Here is a 20,233-nt window from a genome sequence, read left to right on the forward strand (position 1 = left end):
ACATCGTGTCTGGCCCTGTTCGTTGTGGACGCACCCTTTTTACTCCCCCTTTTTACTCCCCCCTTGTTACCCGCCTCGTTGTTGGCTGCGCCCTTGTTAGCTGTGTCGGGCGAACTTCTCGCGCGACCAAAGTTGAAGTGTGTGCGTCTTGTTGAAATGTCCGACATTTATTAATGTGTGTTCAGACATTTATTCTGATGCTCGGAATCTCATGCGTCAGCGCCGCACTCCAAGGCGGTGCGATGCAGTGACTCTCCTGACCCTCTCTTCTCGACAGGCACCTCAATGACCGACTCTCTGGCGGCAGCCTCGCTCGCCACTGACAGCGCCTCGGCTGACGACGCGACCCCGCGCAGCATGGAGGCTATCGCCACCTGCATGGCGCGGGAAATCCTCGCGGGCAGCTTCGGCCCCGGTGATAGCTTTCCGCGTGAACTTGACCTCTGCCAGCGCTTCGACGCCAGCCGTAACCGTGTTCGCAACGCCCTGGCCCAGCTGGTGAGCGCCGGGCTTCTGGAGCGCACCGCCGGGCGTGGCACCATCGTGCGCGAGATGAGCGAATGGCAGCTGCTGGACCCGCTGATGAGCCATTGGGTCAGTGGCCTCGACGGTATCAACCCGGACCTGATGCGCGAGATCTACGCCTTCCGCCTCTCCGTCGAGCCCTACGTCAGTGCGCTGGCCGCGATGAAGGCCAATGCCCAGGATCTCGCACGCCTGGAGCGCGCCTTCGAAGGCATGGTCAATACCGCCAATGACAGCTCGCGCGAGGCGCATGCCGAGCACGATGTCGCCTTCCACGAAGCCATCTACCACGCCACGCACAATCTGGTGTGGACACAGCTTGGCAGTTTGCTGCGCCCTTCCATCAGCCAACTGATCCACAGCACCCAGCAGTCCGCGCAGCAGCATGATCACAGCCATCATCGCGCCAGCCTCGATCGTCACCGCGCGGTGATGGAGGCCATTCGCCTGCGCCAGCCCGAGATGGCGCGGACCTGCGCCGAGCGGGTACTGGAAACCGCAGCGCGCGACCTCGGCTTCTCGCCGGATCACCCGCAGCTGGGGGACCGCCGCTTCTGATCCTGAGCTTCTGATACCGATCGGGCGTCAGCCGATGACGGCCAATACAACGACCCGCTTCGCCTAGCGCTGACCTTCGTTCCAACGCCCATTATCAACAAGGACGCAATCGTGAAAATCACCCGACTCAAGACCTGGCAAGTGCCGCCGCGCTGGCTGTTCCTCAAGATCGAGACCGACGAGGGCTGTTATGGCTGGGGCGAACCGGTCATCGAGGGCCGCGCCGCGACGGTGGAGGCCGCCGTGCACGAGCTGTCCGATTATCTGGTCGGTCAGGACCCGCGCAATATCGAGCACCTGTGGAACGTGATGTACCGCGCGGGCTTCTACCGTGGCGGCCCGATCCTGATGTCTGCCATCGCCGGTATCGATCAGGCGCTGTGGGACCTGAAGGGTCGTGATCTGGGAGTGCCCGTGCACCAGCTGCTCGGCGGCCCGGTGCGCGACAAGATGCGCATGTACGCCTGGACCGGCGGCGACCGCCCGTCAGATGTCGGCGCAGGTGCCAAGGCGCTGGTCGATCAGGGCTTCACCGCCTTCAAGATGAACGGCACGCCGGAGATGCAGATCGTCGATTCGCACAAGAAGATCGATGACGCCGTGGCACGTGTCGCCGAGGCTCGTGATGCGGTCGGTCCGGATGTGGGCATCGGCATCGACTTCCATGGCCGCGTGCATCGTCCGATGGCCAAGGCGCTGTTGCGTGAGCTGGAGCAGTTCCACCCGATGTTCATCGAGGAGCCGGTCGCGCCTGAGCACCTGCCGTCGCTCAAGCACATCGCCGAAGGCATCGCGACGCCCATCGCCACCGGCGAGCGCCTGCACACCCGCTTCCAGTTCCGCGATCTGCTGGCGGACGGCATGGTCGACATCATCCAGCCGGATCTCTCCCACTGTGGCGGCATCAGCGAAGGCCTGAAGATCGCCACCCTGGCCTCGGCCCACGATGTGGCGCTGGCCCCGCACTGCCCGCTCGGCCCGCTGACGCTGGCGGCCTCGCTGCAACTGGACGCGGTGTGTCACAACGCCTTCATCCAAGAGCAGAGCATGGGAATCCACTACAACAAGGACAACGACGTACTGGATTACCTGGTCGACAAGGAGGCACTGGCGATCAAGGACGGCTTCTGCGCCATTCCACAAGGCCCGGGGCTGGGGGTCGAGATCGACGAAGCCTTTGTGGAGGAGCGTGCAAAGGTCGGCCATCGCTGGCGCAACCCGCTGTGGACCCACGAAGACGGCTCCGTCGCCGAGTGGTAATGCCGAGCAAGCCACAACGCACCCGCTGACAACCTAGATGCCATGCCAGGACAGGCCTTCCGCCGAAGGCCTGTCACGCTCAAGGAAGGATTCAACATGACTCGTACCGCATCATCCACGTCTGAAGGCCCCGCCTTCGCCGACTTTCGCTACCCGGACCTCGAAGGCGCCAGCGTCTTCATCACCGGCGGTGGCTCCGGCATCGGCGCCGCGCTGACCGAAGGCTTCCTCGCCCAGGGCGCCAAGGTCGCCTTCGTTGGCCTGTCCGATGCCAGCGAATTCTGTGACGCCATGGAAGCTCGCTACGCCAATCGTCCGCTGTTCATCCCCTGCAACATCCAGGACATCGAGGCACTGCAGGCCGCCGTCGCCCAAGCGCGTGAGGCCCACGGCCTGATCAACGTGCTGGTCAACAACGCCGCGCGTGACACCCGTCATACGCTGGATGAGTGGACGGTGGAACAGTGGGATGAATCCATCGCCACCAACCTGCGCCCGCAATTCTTCACCGCCCAGGCCGTCGCCCCCGACATGCGCGCGCTGGGTGGCGGCGCCATCATCAACCTGTCCTCCAACAGCTACATGCTGGGGCTGGGCGGCTATCCGACCTACGTCACCGCCAAGGCCGGCATCATGGGCATGACCAAGGCGCTGGCGCGCGAGCTGGGGCCGGACGCCATTCGCGTCAACTGCCTAATTCCGGGCTGGGTGATGACGGAGCGTCAGCGCGAGCTGTGGGTCAACGACAAGGACTTGAACGAGTGCATTGATCAGCAATGTCTGAAAGAGGCCATTCCGGTCGAGGACATGATCAATCCGTGCCTGTTCCTGGCCTCCAGCGCCTCGCGCATGATGACCGGCCAGCCGATGGTGGTAGACGGAGGCCGAGTGTGAGCGCCCTCAGCGTCACGCCGACCTGGATCGCCGTCGACTGGGGGTCCAGCAATCTGCGCGCCTGGGCCGTCAATGACGACGATGCAGTCATCACCCAGGCCAGCAGTGCCCGCGGCATGCTGGGACTGGCGGCGGATGAGTTCGAGGATGTGCTGCGCGTGCTGATCAATGACTGGCTGCCCGACGATGCGACCTCTCCCATGCCGGTGCTGATCTGTGGCATGGCCGGCGCGCGTCAGGGCTGGCAGGAGGCGGCTTACCTGCCACTGCCCACGGAGAAGACAACTGCCCATGATGTACTTGCGGCCCTCGGTGAGCGGCTGACCCATGTCGCGACCCGCGACAGCCGCCTTGCCGTCGCCATCGTGCCTGGCCTCTGTCAGCAGCAGCCTACCTTTGACGTCATGCGTGGCGAGGAGACCCAGCTGGCGGGCCTGGTCGCCGCCCAACCCGACTACAGCGGTGCGGTGTGTCTGCCCGGCACCCACGCCAAGTGGGCACATCTCGCCAGTGGCGCCATCACCGGCTTCAGCACCTTCATGAGCGGCGAGCTCTACAAGCTGCTCAGTCAGGATTCGGTGCTCAAGCACTCTGTCGCCGCGGGAGATCTCAGCGACGACGCCCAGCGCGATGCCTATCTGGCGGGCATCGACACGGCGCTTGCCGCCCCTCAGCGCATCTCGGCGCAGCTGTTCGGCATTCGTGCCCGCGATCTGCTTGATACTGGTCTGCCTGAGGGTGACGCTCGCAAGGCGCTGCTGGGCGCACGCCTGTCCGGCCTGGTGCTGGGGCTTGAGCTGGCGGGCGCCACTGCGGAGCTTTCGGATCACGCCACCATCACCCTGATCGGCGACGCCGTGCTGTGCCAGCGCTATCAGGTCGCGCTGGAACATCTGGGCTACCAGGTCACCACTGCAGCCAACGCTGACATGATTCTGGCGGGGCTCGGACGTATCCAACGTGCACGAACAGCCGCGCAGGCCTCGTCATCGGACCGTGGCTCGTCCTCGGCCCGCGCGTCGTCATCGGGTCACGCCTCTGTGAGCCATTGATTCAGCGTTGCAGACATTGCTCGTCAGTGAGTCACGTCATTCCCCCATTTAGAACAGCCCCTTTTCTGGAGATCGCCATGAGCCTGCCTCTGGTCGCCATACTGCGCGGTGTGACACCGCAAGACATCATCGCCATCGCCGACGAGATCATCGCTGCCGGCATCACCCGCATCGAAGTCCCGCTCAACTCTCCTCAACCGCTGGAGAGCATCGTCGCGCTGGTCGAGCACTGCGATCGGGCGCATGGCGGCGAGATCCTGATCGGTGCCGGCACCGTGCTGACCCCGCAGCAGGTGCGCGACGTGCATGCCGCGGGCGGCCGTCTGATCGTCTCGCCCAATGCCGATGTCGACGTCATCCGCCAAAGCCGCCGGCTGGAGATGGTCTCGCTGCCCGGCATCGTCACGCCGACGGAAGCCTTCGCCGCCCTCGCCGCCGGTGCCTCGGGCCTCAAGCTGTTTCCGGCGACTCAGGTCGGCATCGTCAACATGAAAGCGATGCTGGCTGTGCTGCCCAAGGACACCAAGCTTTACGCCGTCGGTGGCATCGGCAGTGACAACTTCGCCGAATGGCGCGCCGCGGGTGTCCACGGCGCTGGCCTCGGCACGGCCATCTACACGCCTGGCCTGAGCGCGGCCGAAGTCGGTGAACGCGCTCGCACGCTGGTCGCGGCGTGGCAGGCAGCGGACTGAAGTGGCGCCAGGCGAGAATGGCTACCAAAAAAAGGAGCAGTAGATGACGGCATCACCCTCCCTCGGCACTGCCAAGCGCCTCGTCGCCAGTGGCTGCGAGCTGGGCGAAGGACCGGGTTGGACGCCCACGACAAAGGCCCTGCCCGCGCGGGTGCGCTGGCTTAACATCCTCGCTGGCGAGCTGCATCACGCGGCCGCTGACGGTAGTGATCACGTCATCACTCAACTTGCGCGCCGCACCTCCTATGCAGCCGTTACCCAAGACGGCGATTACCTGCTGGTCGCAGAGGGGATGCTCTCGCGCTTCACCCCCGAGACTGGCGCCGTGGAGGATTTCATGCCCTTCGAGGCGGACGCAGCGCCGGCCACGCGCAGCAATGATGCGCGGGTCGATCGTCACGGCAGTCTGTGGCTCTCGAGCATGGGCTGCAACGCCGAGAGCGGTGCCGGCAGCCTCTATCGGCTGCATCGCGGAGAGCTGCACCGAGTGCTCAAGGGGCTGACCATTCCCAATGCCCTATGCTTCTCACCCGATGGCCGCTTCGCCTATTTCACCGACACCGTCACCGGCCAGGTGATGCGCTGGCAGCTGGACGCCGATGGCTGGCCACTCACCTCGGCAGGTGAATACAACGCCCCTGAGGTCTGGGCCGACCTGCGGGATGCCGGAGGTGGCCCGGACGGCGCCGTGATCGACGCCGATGGTCATATGTGGATTGCGCTCTGGGGGGCCGGCCGCGTGGCAAGGCTGGACCACGACGGCAAGGAAATTGCCCATGTGGCGCTGCCGGTCAGCCAGCCTTCGTGCCCGCTGTTCGGTGGCGAGGGGCTGAGCACGCTGTATGTCACCACGGCGCATGAAGGCATGGCCACGCCGGATCAGGCGGCGGGTGATGGTGACCTCTTCGCGTTGGACCTGTCAGCGCACGGTTTCAAGGGACTGGCAGAGCCACCGCTGGTGCTGGGCTGACACTGCCATTGCCTTTCTGATCTTTCTTTATTTCTGGACCTCTCATGATGACCGCAGACGCCCCATCCTCCCGACCTTCGGCTGCGCCTGACGCGACCTGGTCAAGTGATCAGCAGTGGTTGAGCCTGAGTACCGATGGCATCCAGCTGCAGCTGGATCTCGCCGATGGCCTGCTCAAGCTGGCCCATTTCGGGCGCATCGCGCCCATCAATCCGGCTCAGCACCGCCTGATGAGCGGTGCTGCCACGCCCCAGGCCAGCCTGGATCAGCTGCCGCCGAACACCCTGTTCAATGATGCCGGACTCGGCTTTGCCGGCTATCCGGCGCTGATCGGTGATCGCGAAGGCCGCGACTGGCTGACGGCGATGCGCCTGAGCGATGTGGCCTGCTCGACGGATGCCTCCGGCGCTCACGCCCGCCTGACGCTTCGCGACAGCTTGAGCGAGCTGGAAGTGCTGCTCGCGCTGACCGTCACCCACGAGGGCGTATTGCGTCAGCAGACGACCCTGACCAATCAGTCTTCAGCGCCCTACCGGCTCGAATGGCTGGCGGCCGCCTGCCTGCCGCTGCCGGTCCGCTTCGAGGAATGCCTGAGCTTCGGTGGCCGCTGGGTGCAGGAATTCACCGAGACGCGTCATCGTCTCAGCGAAGGCACCTTCACGCTCGAGAACCGTCGCGGCCGCAGCTCGCATCAACGTGTGCCGACACTGATCACCGGCACACCAGGCTTCAGCGAGCAGCGTGGCGAAGTCATCACCGCGCATCTGGCGTGGAGCGGCAACCATCGCGCCCTGATCGAGCGTCAGTTCGATGGCAGCACCCAATTGCAGATGGGCGCCCTGCTACTGCCCGGCGAGCAGATGCTGGCCGCCGGCGACAGCGTGACCACCCCGGAAGTGGTGATGGCCTGGTCGGATACTGGTATCAATGGCGCCAGTCAGCGTATGCATCGCACCCTGCGCGCGCGCCTTGACTGGCCGGTGGCTGACAAGCCGCGCCCGGTACACGTCAACACCTGGGAAGCGCTCTACTTCGATCACGATGCGACGCGCCTCCAAGAGTTGGTCGTTGCCGCCGGTGAGGTCGGTGCCGAGCGTTTCGTGCTCGATGATGGCTGGTTCGTCGGCCGGGATGGCGAGCGCGCCGCCCTGGGCGACTGGTATCTGGATGCCGGCAAGTACCCGCAGGGGCTAGGGCCGCTGATCGAGTCCGTACAAGCGCACGGCATGGAATTCGGCCTGTGGGTCGAGCCCGAGATGGTCAATCCGGACAGTGAACTCTTCCGCACCCATCCGGAATGGATTCTCGGGCTGGAGGGGCGTGAGCAGCCACTGGGACGCTATCAATGCGTGCTGGACCTGACCCGCCGCGAGGTCTGTGACTACCTGTTTGCGCGTCTCGATGCGCTGCTCAGCGAATACCCGATCAAGTATCTGAAATGGGACATGAATCGCGACCTGACCCACGCGGGAGGCCAGGCGGAGGAAGGACGTGGCAAGCCTGCCGCCCATGCTCAGGTCAGCGCGCTCTACTCACTGCTGGCCCGCCTGCGAAAGGCGCATCCCGGCGTCGAGATCGAGAGTTGCGCCTCGGGTGGCGCGCGCACCGATCACGGCATTCTGCGGCACACCCATCGCGTCTGGACGTCTGACTGCAACGACCCCCACGAGCGCACGCATATCCAGCGCGGGGCCAGTCGCGTACTGCCGCCGGAGCTTCTGGGCGCGCATATCGGGCCGCAACACGCTCACACCACCTCACGCCGCACGACGCTTGCCTTCCGTGCCTCCACGGCGCTGTTCGGTCATCTGGGGCTGGAGCTGGATGTCAGCCAGCTCGATCAGGCGGAGCGCAGTGAACTGCGCGGCTGGATAGCGCGTTACAAGGCGCTGCGTGGCCTGCTGCACAACGGTGTAAGCTGGCGCCTGGATTGCCTGGATGACAATCAGCATGCCCACGGCGTGGTCAGTCAGGATGGCCAGCAGGCCCTTTTCAGCATCAGCCAGCTGGCCATGCCTCGTCACGCCGTGCCCGCCGCCCAGCCGCTGACCGGCCTGCAAGCCGACACGGCCTACCGGCTCGAGCTGCTGGAACTGCCGGAGCACCCGGAGCGACGCATGAAGCAGCTACCCGCGTGGATCAGCGGACAACAGGCCGGCGAGCCGGTCGTCGTCTCCGGTGAGTACCTGATGCGTGAAGGCCTTGCCCTGCCGGTGCTGGACCCCGACCAGGCAATCCTGATTCACCTTCACGCGGTTACGGCATGACCCGTGCGGCGCCGGCCGTGATGGCCTGCGCCGCGCTTGCTCCCCATTTTCAGCATCAAGGATGACCCCCATGCAGCTCGGTGTCTGCTACTACCCGGAACACTGGCCACGTGATCGCTGGCCGCAGGATGCTCGCGACATGATGGAAGCCGGCATTCGTGTCGTGCGTATCGGCGAATTCGCCTGGAGTCGCCTGGAACCCAGCGCGGGTGACCTGCGCTTCGAGTGGCTGGATGAGGCTGTCGAGGTTCTGGCGGCGGCCGGTCTCAAGATCGTGATGGGCACGCCCACGGCGACACCGCCCAAGTGGCTGGTGGACGCCCACCCGGAAATTCTGGCCGTCGATGAGAATGGCGACACGCGTGGCTATGGCTCGCGTCGTCATTACTGCTTTTCTTCGCCGACGTTTCGTACCTTGAGTGAGCGCATCGTGCGCCTGATGGGCGAGCGCTACGCAAACCATCCCGCGATCATCGCCTGGCAGACCGACAACGAGTACGGCTGTCATGACACCATCCTCAGCTACTCCGCGGCCGCCCGCGCCCGCTTCCCAGAATGGCTCGAGGCGCGTTATGGCTCGGTCGAGGCCCTCAATGAGGCTTGGGGCACGGTGTTCTGGAGCATGGAGGTCAGCGAGTTTTCCCAGGTCGAGGCGCCCGTCGGCACCGTGACCGAACCGCATCCGGCCATCGTGCTCGATTATCGACGCTTCTGCTCCGACATGGTGGTCCAATACAACCGCCTGCAGGTCGACACCCTGCGTGCCGCGGGCGTCAGCGGCGATATCGTGCACAACTTCATGGGCCTGTTCACCGAATTCGATCACTTCGATGTCGCCCGTGATCTGGATATCGCCAGCTGGGACAGCTACCCGTTGGGCTTTCTGGAACGTGGCGCCCATGACGGTGCCACCAAGGCCCATTATCGTCAGCAAGGTCACCCGGACTTTGCCGGCTTTCATCACGACCTCTACCGCGCCATGTGCAAGGGCCGCTGGTGGGTGATGGAGCAGCAGCCCGGCCCGGTCAACTGGGCGATCAGCAACGCCGCGCCCTTGCCCGGCATGGTACGACTGTGGAGCCACGAAGCCTTCGCGCATGGTGCCGAAGTCGTCTCCTATTTCCGCTGGCGTCAGGCACCCTTCGCCCAGGAGCAGATGCATGCTGGTCTGCTACGCCCGGATGGTTCGCCTGCCTCGGCCTGGCCGGAACTATTGCAGGTGCGCGATGAGCTTCAAGTACTGGCAGAACACAACTCGACGGCTGCCCAGCAGGCGCCCGTCGCCCTGATGTTCGATTACGCCTCCATCTGGGCCTGTCAGATCCAACCCCACTCCGAGAACTTCAACCCGCTTGAGCTGTACCTGAGCTGGTACAGCGCACTGCGGCGACTCGGGCTTGATGTCGATATCGTCTCACCGAGCGATGCGCTCAGTGGCTATCCGCTGGTCGTGCTGCCCTGTCAGGTGATCGCCGATGAGGCACTGGCGGCACGTCTGAGCGCGGCGCGCGATTCAGGCAGTCGCGTGATGATCGGCGCACGCTCCGGCTCGCGTACGCCGCAGTTTCAGATACCCACGCAACTGGCACCCGGCGCACTCAGCGAGCTGACGGGCATCACGGTCGATCGAGTCGATGGCCTGCGGCCAGGCGCTGAGCCCGCCATCACCCTGAGCAACGGCGCACGCGGTCATGCCCTGCGCTGGCGCGATCTGCTTGATCATCAGCGCACCCGCGCACAGGTGGTAACGCGCTTCGAGGATGGCGAACCCGCCATCCTGCATCAGCGCGGTGTCAGCTATCTGACCGCATGGTTGAGTGAAGACAGCCTGGTGGCGATGCTGCAGGCGGAGTGTCAGGCCTGCGGCATCACCACCCATGCGCTGCCCGATGGCGTGCGTCTGCGGCGTCGCGGGCCGCTCTGCTTCGCCTTCAACTATGCCCCCGAGCCGCGCTGGCTGCCGGAAGGCCTCGTCAATGACAGCGGGCTGCTGGCCGGTAACCGGGCGCTGGCACCCGCTGATGTCTGTATCTGGTTCAGTGACGAACAGCGCCCCTGAGTGAGGCGACTACTGCCCACTCATTCAACGCGAAAATCGACTTTGCTTGAAAGCAGGACATCTCTCGGATTTCGCGACCGGCAGACTGTTCGATCACTTGCCGCGGCGCCTTCGGGCGCCGCTTTTTTGTACAACTATTCTGGACAGCTATTCTGAGTCCGCATGTCACCTACCCAGGCTTCATGAGTGATTACAACAGCGTGCTGCCCCCCTGCTTACCGGCCGATTAAGGTTGCCACATCGTCGATATAAAGCAGACCAAAGATAACGGTATATTTTTTATGTGAAATGGCCTTTCATTCGCAGCGCAAGGCCAGATGGAGTTTACCCTTGTGTGCTCACTGACCGCACAGCGCTGCCACTTAAGGCGAATTGTTCTCATGTCAGACAATCTCTAGTGTGCTGGATGTCTCTGTATATAAGCCAATAAATAGCAAAAACAACAGGCCACGCACCTGTAGACAGGACAACCGTCGTTCATGGCAGACGACCCACGACTACGATAACGCCAACTACGAGATACCCCCATGAGTATTCTTGCCATTCTGATATCGCTCGGGCTGCTGATGTTCCTGGCCTACCGCGGTATCACCGTTCTCTTGCTTGCCCCTCTGATGGCCGCCCTCGCCGTAGTACTGTCCGGAGATGCAGCCGTCCTGCTGCCCAGCTACACCGTGACCTTCATGAGCCAGCTGGGCGGCTATCTGGCCAAGTTCTTCCCGCTGTTCATCCTCGGCGCCCTGTTCGGCCAGCTGATGGCCGATTCCGGGGCCGCGCATGCCATCTCCGAAGGTCTGGTCAAACGCCTGGGGACGCGCCATGTGATCCTGACTGTGGTCCTGGCCTGTGCACTACTCACCTATGGGGGCGTCTCGCTGTTCGTGGTTGCCTTCGCCGTCTACCCGATTGGCGCCCAGCTCTTCCAGCGCACCGGCACGCCCAAGCGACTGCTGCCCGCGGCCATCGCTCTCGGCTCCTTCACCTTCACCATGACGGCACTCCCCGGCACGCCTGCCATCCAGAATGCCATCCCGATCCCCTACTTCCAGACCAACAGCTTTGCAGCGCCAGGCCTGGGCATCATCGCAGGCCTGATCATGCTGGGGCTGGGTACCTGGTGGCTGAAGGGACGTGCCAGCAAGGCTCAGGCACAGGGGGAAGGCTACGGGGTCCATAAGGACGAAGCGCTTGAGGAATCCCCGGCGCCCGCCGCACAGATGGGCATGATCACGGCGCTGATTCCGCTGGTGATGGTCATCGGCCTGAATGCCCTGCTGACCTATTTCGTCTTCCCGCGCATCGATTTCTCCTACCTGAGCGAGGCCTTCCCGGAGCTTGACCCGGCGGGCGCCACCGGCATGTGGTCGATCCTGATCGCGCTGGCCTTCGCCTCCACCTGGCTGGTCATTTCACGCTGGAAGCAGTGGGCCGACCTGAAGACCACCGTCAACAATGGCTGCTTCGGCGCCATGCTGCCTGTCTTCAATACTGCCTCAGAGGTGGGATATGGCGCGGTGATCGCCAGCCTGGCCGGTTTCGCGATGGTCAAGGAGGCAGTGCTCGGCCTGTATCCGGCCAACCCGCTGATCTCGGAAGCGGTGGCAGTCAACGTGCTGGCCGGCATCACCGGCTCGTCATCCGGCGGCATGAGCATTGCGCTTTCGACTCTGGGCGAGACCTACCGCGAGATGGCCGTCAATGCCGGCATCGACCTGGAGCTGATGCATCGCGTGGCGGCCCTGGCGGCAGGTAGTATGGACACCTTGCCGCACTCCGGCGCGGTCATCACCCTGCTGGCGATCTGCAAGCTGACTCACCGCCAATCCTACGGCCAAATGTTCATGATGACGGTCGCCTTCCCGATGCTGGCCCTGATTGCCGTCGTGACCCTGGGCAGCCTGGTCGGAAGCTTCTGAGCCCTAAAGCTCCACAACTGTGGGAAGTTTTCGAACATGAGTGGAGCAAAGTGAGGCCAGGCCAATGACAAGAAGGCCACCCGAATGGGTGGCCTTCTTGTTGAGCAATCACGCTGGCCAGCGACGCGCCGACATCTCAATAGACGTGGTGAGCCCGCTTCGGGTCCAGCGTCTCATGACGTGCCCGCGTTTTGATCCACAGCGTCAAGTCATCGCGGTCGGCGCCGGGATTCTCGGCGACCCACTCGACGATACGCGAGGCAATGAATTCGGCATGAAACTCATCGTCGAACTGCAGCAGCATCAGGTCCTCGCCCGCCTGGGAGATGCGCAACAATACCTCACTTGCCGGCAATACATAGAGATTCAACTCATGCAGATATTGCGTCGTGAAGGTCACGCGCCGAAAACGCTCGGGAACATTGCGCCCACTCTTACTGATATCGTTCATGAAAGCCATGGCTCTCTCCTGAATCAAGGCGCTCACCGTTTTGCCCATTCTTGAGCTTTGCCACTTAATCATAGCTCATAGGACATACTTCCTGCTGATTTATGCAGATATTTTAATGCAACCTGCAAACAACATCCTTCAACCGGTTATCAACTCAATATCCTGGCAAGTTACTGTCAGATAGCAGCCGATATCACTGTTGCTGCTGACGCAATGCATCGCTTTGCAGAGTCAGATGAATCCGCGTCAGCCAGCCCGCCAGCAGCGCCTGCTTGTGGCGACTCATGGTGTGATGTTGCTCGATCAGTTCGCATAATCGATCGCCGGCCGCACGCATTCTGGTAGGGCTCTCCCCTCGGGCACAGCGCTGATAGTCATCCGCCAGCGCATGGATCAATTCGCGCAAGGCGTGCTGTACCGGGCGCGGCACATCGTTGCCCAATTCCCGCCGCACGAAGCCTATGCCGCGTCCGATATCCATCCCTGTCAGGCCCAGCGTCAGTAGCGGCATTCCGAGCACTTGCTCCTGTGCAGCATCGGGCTGGCCGTTTGCCGTTTCGCCACTGCGGCGCGCTTCCTGTTCACGACTGCGAGTCTGCTCATGCCGGGCCAGCCGCAACAGCCTGTCGCCCATACGGCCGCCGAACCAGCTGTCCAGGCGTTCGGTAGAGCGCTCCGCCAGCTCACGAATATCACTCGCCGTGGCGCGAATCAGCTGGCGCTTGTCCCAACCGGCTCCCGGCACAGGGATCAGGCGGAATCCAATGATGGTCACGATCAGACCGATCCCGGCTGCCAGACTCCGATTGAGGGTATAGGCGACATCGAAGGTCATACCGTTGTCCGGCATCACCAGCAGAATATTGAATACCACGAAGGGCAAGGCGATCCCCGCCAGCGCCGGCACGACGGAGCCCATCAGGCCGAGGAACAGGGGAATACTGAAGATGATCACGAAGGGCACGAAATGCTGGGCGTGACTGAGCATGACATTGCCGAACAGCAATACGCTCGGGACCGCCAGCAGCAAGCCCTTGAGCACCATCGGAATGATCGGTGCCGGATCACCGCGACTGACGAAGATACCCGAGAACAGCGTGCCCAGCAGCATGGCCACCGCACCGTTGTCCCATGCCGTCGCAAGCCAGAAGATCGCCGTGGCACTGAAGATGGTCATCGCACGCAGCGCATCGATGGCGGCGCGACCATGATCGCGGTGCCAACTCATGCTCGGCTGACGCAGCTGATGTCGGCCGGGATGATTGATGACCTCACGTGCCTGCAAGATGACCAGCGCATGCCCCAGTACCTCACGCAGACTGAACAGCAGCCGAGCCTCCAGCGCGGTAATGCTTCGCTGACCGCGTGACAGCCGTAGACATTCGCCGCGCAGCTCCCTGAGCGTCTTGCGGGCCTGAGCCGTGCCCTGGCTGTCTGCCATGCTCTGAAAGGCCGCACCCAGGCGTTGCATCAGCTCCTGCGTCGGCTGGCTGAAGCGTTCGGCTTCCTGTCTCCGGGTCTGGCCAAGCTCACCAGGCGCTGCGCTTTTCTCACCGTCATCGCGCTGTGATGGCACGAAGAACTCGGGATGACGCAGCTGGTGCAGGGCCTTGAGGGTCGCGTAGAGACGCATGCTTCGCCGCGTCAGCAGGTGTACACCACGTATGCGCCCCTTGCCCTGGGGGCCTTCATAACGCGCTGAGTGGGCATCGATCTCGAGATTGTTGAGCGCATCCAGCCCGGTCATCATCTGCTCGAGCATCGCCATGCGTTCCTGATGCTGATCCTTTTGCCGTCCAGTAGTCTTGCCTACCTCTAACGGCATCGAGAAGGCCAGCGCCATATAGCGGAAGGTGGCGTTCACCGCCGTATCCGACAGCTTGCCGAGATGATCGCGCACGCGGATCGGCCAGACCAGCGCACTCACGACGACGGCACACAACGCGCCAAGACTCAGCTCACTGAGACGTGCCAGTGCCACCGAGAAGAAGTCATCCGGCGCCGAGGACGTCAGCACCACGATGATCATGCAGGCCACCGCCGCCATCACACAGCCATAGGACAGATTATTGTGTGTCAGCGAGGCGCCATAGATGCATAGCCCGATCCATAGCGTGACCGAACCCAGCGCCAGTTCGGGCACCTGGGCAAAGCAGCCCATGATCACCACGGCCACACAGGTACCGACGAAGGTTCCCGTAACCTGACAGATGCCCTTCTCGACCACCATGCCCGACATCGGACGTGTCTGCAGAAACGCCGCCGAGATCAGCGCCCAATAGGGTCGATCGAGATCAAAGAAGAAGGCAGCGTAGAGGGCCAGCGCCATCGCCAGCACACCCTTGGTGGCAAACTTGAGCGCGAACGGCGAAGGCCTGAGGAAGGCAGCCAGAGCGGGAGACATGGATCAGTGCTTCCCGTCTTCGTCTTGGACGGCCTGAGCTGTCTCGACCGATTCCGCCTCGACAGGTGCCGCCTTGGCCTGCGTCGTCTCATCATTGCCATCTTCGGCAGTGATCAGCCTGACACTCGCCGTCATGCCGGCGGCAAGATTGACACCTGAGGCACGCACCGCCTCGATATCATCGAACTCCACCCGCACCGGAATGCGCTGCGCCAGACGCACCCAACTGAAGGTGGCACTGACCTGAGGCAGCTGCTGGGCATTGGTCGCGGTATTGTCATCGGCGATGCCCTGACCGATCCCCACGACTCGCCCCTTGAAGTCTTCATTGCCGCTCATCAGCGTGATCTGGACCGGATCGCCTGGACGCACATGCTGCAGCTTGGTCTCCTGGAAGTAGGCGCTCAGGTAGAAGGAGTCATCCTTGATCAGTGCCATCACCGACGTTCCTGCCGTGACGTAATTGCCCTGACTGAGATGCATGTTGAGGATACTGCCGTCGGCGGGTGCCACCAAACGCGTACGATCGAGATCCAGCTGCGCGGATTGCACCGCGGCTTCGGCCTGTTGCACATCAGCGCGGGCAACCTCGGCTTCCAGGCGCGCACTGTCGCGTTCTTCCTCACTGATGGCACGATTGGTCAAGCGACCACGACGATTGGCCTCATGCTCCTTCAGGCTCAGGGTCGCCTTGGCACTGGCCAGACTGGCCTTGGCCTTGGCGAGCGCGGCCTCGTAGCGCGCACGATCGACCTGAAGGATGACGTCCCCTTCCTTGACCCGCGTGGTATCCGCCACATTCAGCTCACGCACCCAGCCGGAGACATCCGAGCTCAGCGTGATCACCTCGGCACGCACCCGGGCGTCACGCGTCCAGGGACTGTACATGTAGGTATTCCACAGCCACACGGCACACCAGGCTGCAGCCGCCACCAGACAGAGAGTAATGATCCATTTGACGGCTTTGTGTCGCAGGTTGCGCATGCGGTTTCCTTGGGGAATAGAGGGGCTGGGGAAAATGGGTGGCACGAAAGGGTTCGCGGGGAAATCGAGATGACGAATGGCGAGACGCTGGGGCAATGACGTACGTCACGTCACGAGGGCTACCACCGCCGCCAGACAGATGACAAACAGCGAGATATCGAACCAGGCCTCGAACCAGAGCTCGTGATTGGCCAGCAGACGATGCAGCAGCGTGCGAATGATACCCGCCGCCAGCAAGGCGACCAGGGCATAGACCAACATCGGGCTGATCAGGAATTCCCCGACCACCATTTCATGCAGCGCATTGAAGCCAGACCCAACATCATTGCCTGCGGAGATTTCCTTCATCGAGATGTCCTTGACTTGCGTTATGCGAGAGCTGGCTTGCGTATGCGAGAGCGGGCTTTCTTTAAGCGATAGCTGTATAGCGACTGCCATGCGTGCAATCAGCGTTCAACGATGGTGGCTGCCTGGCGTTCATTCAAGGCCCGCGGGTGAACTGTTCCACTGCGCGAATCTTGAGGGCAGCTTCATCGCTGAGAATATATGCAGGCTAACATTTTTCACCGCCGTGCACCGTTGCGTGAGAAGAATCACCCCATTCCTTGCACAGCGCGCGACCAGAATCCGCTCTCCATTTGGCTGAGCGCTAACCGGGACAATCAGCCTGGACACCAGGTATTCAGGTGGTAGCAGCGGCCAAGGTGGCCTGAAACGCAAAACGGCTTGCCCATAAGGCAAGCCGTTTCATTTCGCACAGTGAAGACATCAGTTGATGATCGTGAGGGTCTACTACACCGCGTAGCCGAGCACGCGTGGCAGCCACAAGGCGAGCTCAGGGAATAGCATCACCACCGCCAACGCCGCCAGCATCGCTACCACGAAGACCATCGCCCACCCGACCGTCTTCTCGAGTCTTACTCCGGCTACGCTACTGGTCACCATCAGGTTGACCGCGACTGGCGGGGTGAACTGCCCGATCGCGATGTTCATCGCCAGCAGGATACCGAACCACACCGGATGCCAGCCGAAGTGCTGCATCACCGGAATCAGCACCGGCATCAGGATCAGGTAGATGGAGACCGCATCCAGCAGCATCCCGGCGATCAGCACTGCCACCATCACCAGAATCAGCAGCGTCGTTCCACTATCCGACAGCGTGATCAGCCATTCAGCGAGATGGCGGAAGGTGCCCAGCATGGTGCCCGCCCAGGCAAATATGCCCGCCAGCGCAATGATGAGCATCACCACCCCCGAGATCACCGCTGCTTCCCTGAGCAGTTCCCACACCTGGGAGAGCTTGAGCTCACGGGTGATGAAGAGCCCCACACACAGCCCGTAGGCGGCCGCGACCACCGCCGCTTCCGTGGGCGTGAAGAGGCCTGAGCGCAGTCCGCCGAGGATGATCACCGGTGCCAGCAGGGCCGGGATCGCTGCGCGGAACGCCGGACCCAGCGCGATACGCTCGACCTGAGTCGGGTCTTCCCAGCGATAGCGACGCGAGAGGAACCAGGCCGGCAGCAGCAAGGCCACACCCACCAGCAAGCCCGGAGTCAGGCCCGCAGCAAACAGCGCACGTAGATCCACCCCCGGCACCACGATGGAATAGAGGATCAACGCGATGGACGGCGGGATCAGGATCGCCGTGGAGGCCGAGGCCGCAATCAGCGTCGCCGAGAACGCCTTGGGATAGCCCGCCCGTGTCATGCTGGGAATCATCACCATCGCCACCGCGGCGGCATCCGCCGGGCCGGAACCACTCATGCCGCCCATGATCAGACACACCAGCACCGCCACTAACGCGAGCCCCCCGTGACGCGGGCCGATCAGCGCCTGGGCGAAGCGAACCAGCCGCGCTGCCACACCGGCACGCTCGAACACCAGCCCCGTCAGGATGAACAGCGGAATGGCGATCAGCGGATACTTGGCGATGCTGTTGTAGGTATTGGTCCCGAGGGTGGCCAGCATGCTGACCGGCAGCCCCGCGACGATACCCACCGCACCCGAGAGCCCCAGCGCGAAGGCCACCGGCACGCCGAGTATCAACAGGGCGGCAAAGCTTGCGAGCAACCAGAGATCAGGACTCATGATCTGACTCCTTGTGCTCTGACAACGCATTCTGACCGGGTCCCTGCGAAAGACGCTCGACACACTGCTGCAGCTGACGCCAGGCCATCGCCAGCGCCAATATCGGCAGCCAGATCACATACCACCAGTTGGGCAGACCCAGCCCCGGTGACAGCGAGTTCCACTGATACTCCTCCAGCGCGAAGGTGCCTCCGAACCACACCACCAGCCCCAGTACGACCAGTACTGCCAGGGTCTGCACTACCACGACCAATCGCCAGAGCGGCAACGGCAGCACGTCTTCCAGCAATGCGATACGAATATGCGCTTGACGGCGAATCGCTACCGAGGCGCCCGCCAGCGTCAACAACACCAGCAGGAAGACCGAGAATTCCTCGGTAAAGGCAAAGGAGGCATCGGTGGCATAACGCACCACCACATTGGCCAGACTGATGATACCGATCAGTCCCAGCGCCAACGCCGCCAGCCAGGACTCCGGCCGCACGCGTGGCGGTGGCCTGTCCGCGGGGGCAGGCGCTCCGTTGGCGCTGTCTTGCAGAGCTCGTTGCGACGTTTGCGGTGATGCTTGTTGAGAGGTTTGTTGCGACTTTTGCGACATGACGCGCGATCCACACGAACGCCGAGGCTGTCAGGCCCCGGCGTGGTTCTTCACTCAATAACGCGCACAGACCGCATTATTCCCGATGTCATCTGCTCAGTGAGCAGCGGCGATGATGGCCCTGGCAGACTCAGCGCGAGGCCTCGACCTCGGCACGTGCCGTCTCGACCAGCGCCTCACCGATCTTCGGTGTCCAGCTTTCGTAGACCGACTGGGTGGCGTCACGGAAGGTCTGCATCGCATCCTCATCGAGCTTGACGACATTCACGCCGCGCGCCTCGATGTCCGCCAGCCGCTGGGCATTGCCTTCACGACTCATGGCGATCTCCCAGGCACCCGCTTCCTTGGCCGTCTCGGTCAGCAGCGTGCGCTCCTGTTCACTGAGCGACTTCCACACACGCTGGTTGGCGGCGAAGATCAGCGGGTCCGCCATGTAGTGCCAGAGGGTCAGGTGGGTCTGACCGACCTGATCGATGCGCGCGACATCGAACACTGACAGCGGGTTCTCCTGCCCATCCACCGCGCCGGTGGTGAGTGCCGGCTTGGCATCCGCCCAGCTCATCTGGGTCGGGTTGGCGCCCAGCGCCGTGAAGGTGTCCTGGAACAGCGGCGAGCCCACTACACGAATCTTCAGACCCTTCAAGTCGTCCGGCGAGGTGATCGATTTCGAGGAGTTGGACACCTCACGGAAGCCGTTCTCGCCCCACGCCAGCGGCTTGATGCCCTTGGACTCAATCGTGGCGAAGACCTGCTTGCCCGACTCGCCCTGGGTCAGCGCATCGATGGCGGCGTGGTCCGGCATCAGGAATGGCAGCGAGAACAGATTGAGCTCCGGTACCTGGGGCGACCAGTTGATGGTCGAGCCCACCGCGAGATCGATCAGCCCCTGACGCATGGCCGAGAACTCCTTGGTCTGGTCCCCCGCCACCAGCTGAGCGTTCGGATAGACGCGCAGGGTGAGCTCACCACCGGAGCGCTCCTCTACCAGCTCCGCCCACTTCTCGGCCGCCTGTCCCCACGGGAAGGCATCCGACAGCACAGTGGAGACGGACAGCTCGCGCGCCTCGGCATCACTCGCCATCAGCGGTGACAGCAAGGCCAGGCCAAGCACGCCAGCCATCAAGGCGGAGCGACTCGTGGCAGTGACACGCGGGCGCGCGGTCTGGCTTTGAGAAAGGGCTGGAGAATGATCCGAAGTGCAGTGATGCAGATGACGAGGGGCGGGGCCAGCGTTGGCGTGTACAGCGGTCAGGGTCATGAATAACCTCTTGATTATGATGTTGTTGAGTGTGTCCAGAGGCAGATTCGCATCTACTTTGGTCGCTGACCATTCGACCATGCGACAGATCGGTGCTTTTTCGACGCTCATAGGCTGTCTCGCTGCATTACCGATTACTGTATATCTATCCACCCAACGGATTTTCCGAGACCTCTTGCGTACGAAACGCTCGACCATGTGATGTCATCAGCGTGTGTCACCAAGGAGTGTATCCAACGATGCAAGAGGGCCAACCC

16 protein-coding genes are annotated in these 20,233 nt (G+C 62.9%); 9 read left to right on the plus strand and 7 right to left on the minus strand.

Annotation, left to right across the window (positions count from 1 at the left end; translation table 11 throughout):
- The first annotated feature begins 285 nt into the window (after positions 1 to 285).
- The 9 genes from NH396_RS11750 (at position 286) to NH396_RS11790 (ending at position 12,193) form a co-directional block, all read left to right on the plus strand.
- Complete coding sequence (locus tag NH396_RS11750) at positions 286 to 1,083, plus strand: FadR/GntR family transcriptional regulator (RefSeq protein WP_253063866.1); 798 nt, start codon at positions 286 to 288, stop codon at positions 1,081 to 1,083.
- Between the two features lie 111 nt (positions 1,084 to 1,194).
- Positions 1,195 to 2,343, plus strand: coding sequence for a galactonate dehydratase (dgoD, locus tag NH396_RS11755; RefSeq protein WP_253063876.1), 1,149 nt, complete (start codon positions 1,195 to 1,197; stop codon positions 2,341 to 2,343).
- A gap of 96 nt (positions 2,344 to 2,439) precedes the next feature.
- Complete coding sequence (locus NH396_RS11760) at positions 2,440 to 3,237, plus strand: SDR family oxidoreductase (RefSeq protein ID WP_253063878.1); 798 nt, start codon at positions 2,440 to 2,442, stop codon at positions 3,235 to 3,237.
- Positions 3,234 to 4,289, plus strand: coding sequence for a 2-dehydro-3-deoxygalactonokinase (locus NH396_RS11765; protein WP_253063880.1), 1,056 nt, complete (start codon positions 3,234 to 3,236; stop codon positions 4,287 to 4,289). Before NH396_RS11760 ends, NH396_RS11765 begins: the two co-directional genes overlap by 4 nt.
- A gap of 77 nt (positions 4,290 to 4,366) precedes the next feature.
- A complete protein-coding gene (locus NH396_RS11770) occupies positions 4,367 to 4,981 on the plus strand; it encodes a 2-dehydro-3-deoxy-6-phosphogalactonate aldolase (protein ID WP_253063882.1) in 615 nt (204 codons plus the stop codon).
- Between the two features lie 43 nt (positions 4,982 to 5,024).
- On the plus strand, positions 5,025 to 5,951 hold the full coding sequence (locus NH396_RS11775; protein ID WP_253063893.1) for an SMP-30/gluconolactonase/LRE family protein: 927 nt from the start codon (positions 5,025 to 5,027) through the stop codon (positions 5,949 to 5,951).
- 44 nt (positions 5,952 to 5,995) lie between these two features.
- Positions 5,996 to 8,218 carry an alpha-galactosidase gene (locus NH396_RS11780; RefSeq protein WP_253063895.1) on the plus strand — a complete coding sequence of 741 codons (2,223 nt, stop codon included), beginning with the start codon at positions 5,996 to 5,998 and terminating at the stop codon, positions 8,216 to 8,218.
- 70 nt (positions 8,219 to 8,288) lie between these two features.
- A complete protein-coding gene (locus tag NH396_RS11785; protein ID WP_253063897.1) occupies positions 8,289 to 10,277 on the plus strand; it encodes a beta-galactosidase in 1,989 nt (662 codons plus the stop codon).
- A 527-nt stretch (positions 10,278 to 10,804) separates the two neighbouring features.
- Positions 10,805 to 12,193, plus strand: coding sequence for a GntP family permease (locus NH396_RS11790; RefSeq protein ID WP_253063899.1), 1,389 nt, complete (start codon positions 10,805 to 10,807; stop codon positions 12,191 to 12,193).
- A gap of 136 nt (positions 12,194 to 12,329) precedes the next feature.
- On the opposite strand, the gene NH396_RS11795 is transcribed toward NH396_RS11790, so the two are convergent.
- From NH396_RS11795 to NH396_RS11825, 7 genes are all read right to left on the minus strand, one after another.
- Positions 12,330 to 12,644, minus strand: coding sequence for a hypothetical protein (locus NH396_RS11795; protein WP_253063901.1), 315 nt, complete (start codon positions 12,642 to 12,644; stop codon positions 12,330 to 12,332).
- 193 nt (positions 12,645 to 12,837) lie between these two features.
- Positions 12,838 to 15,048, minus strand: coding sequence for an FUSC family protein (locus NH396_RS11800; protein ID WP_253063903.1), 2,211 nt, complete (start codon positions 15,046 to 15,048; stop codon positions 12,838 to 12,840).
- Positions 15,049 to 15,051: 3 nt separating this feature from the next.
- A complete protein-coding gene (locus NH396_RS11805; RefSeq protein ID WP_253063905.1) occupies positions 15,052 to 16,032 on the minus strand; it encodes an efflux RND transporter periplasmic adaptor subunit in 981 nt (326 codons plus the stop codon).
- Positions 16,033 to 16,137: 105 nt separating this feature from the next.
- The gene (locus NH396_RS11810) at positions 16,138 to 16,380 is read right to left on the minus strand and encodes a DUF1656 domain-containing protein (protein ID WP_253063907.1); all 243 of its coding nucleotides are present in this window, start codon (positions 16,378 to 16,380) and stop codon (positions 16,138 to 16,140) included.
- Positions 16,381 to 16,824: 444 nt separating this feature from the next.
- Positions 16,825 to 18,120, minus strand: a complete 1,296-nt coding sequence (locus NH396_RS11815; RefSeq protein ID WP_253063909.1) for a TRAP transporter large permease — start codon at positions 18,118 to 18,120, stop codon at positions 16,825 to 16,827.
- Complete coding sequence (locus NH396_RS11820; protein ID WP_253063911.1) at positions 18,110 to 18,604, minus strand: TRAP transporter small permease; 495 nt, start codon at positions 18,602 to 18,604, stop codon at positions 18,110 to 18,112. Before NH396_RS11820 ends, NH396_RS11815 begins: the two co-directional genes overlap by 11 nt.
- 244 nt (positions 18,605 to 18,848) lie before the next feature.
- Positions 18,849 to 19,838, minus strand: coding sequence for a DctP family TRAP transporter solute-binding subunit (locus tag NH396_RS11825; RefSeq protein ID WP_253064047.1), 990 nt, complete (start codon positions 19,836 to 19,838; stop codon positions 18,849 to 18,851).
- Between the last annotated feature and the right edge of the window lie 395 nt (positions 19,839 to 20,233).

Source organism: Cobetia sp. Dlab-2-AX (assembly GCF_024124625.1).
GTDB lineage: Bacteria > Pseudomonadota > Gammaproteobacteria > Pseudomonadales > Halomonadaceae > Cobetia.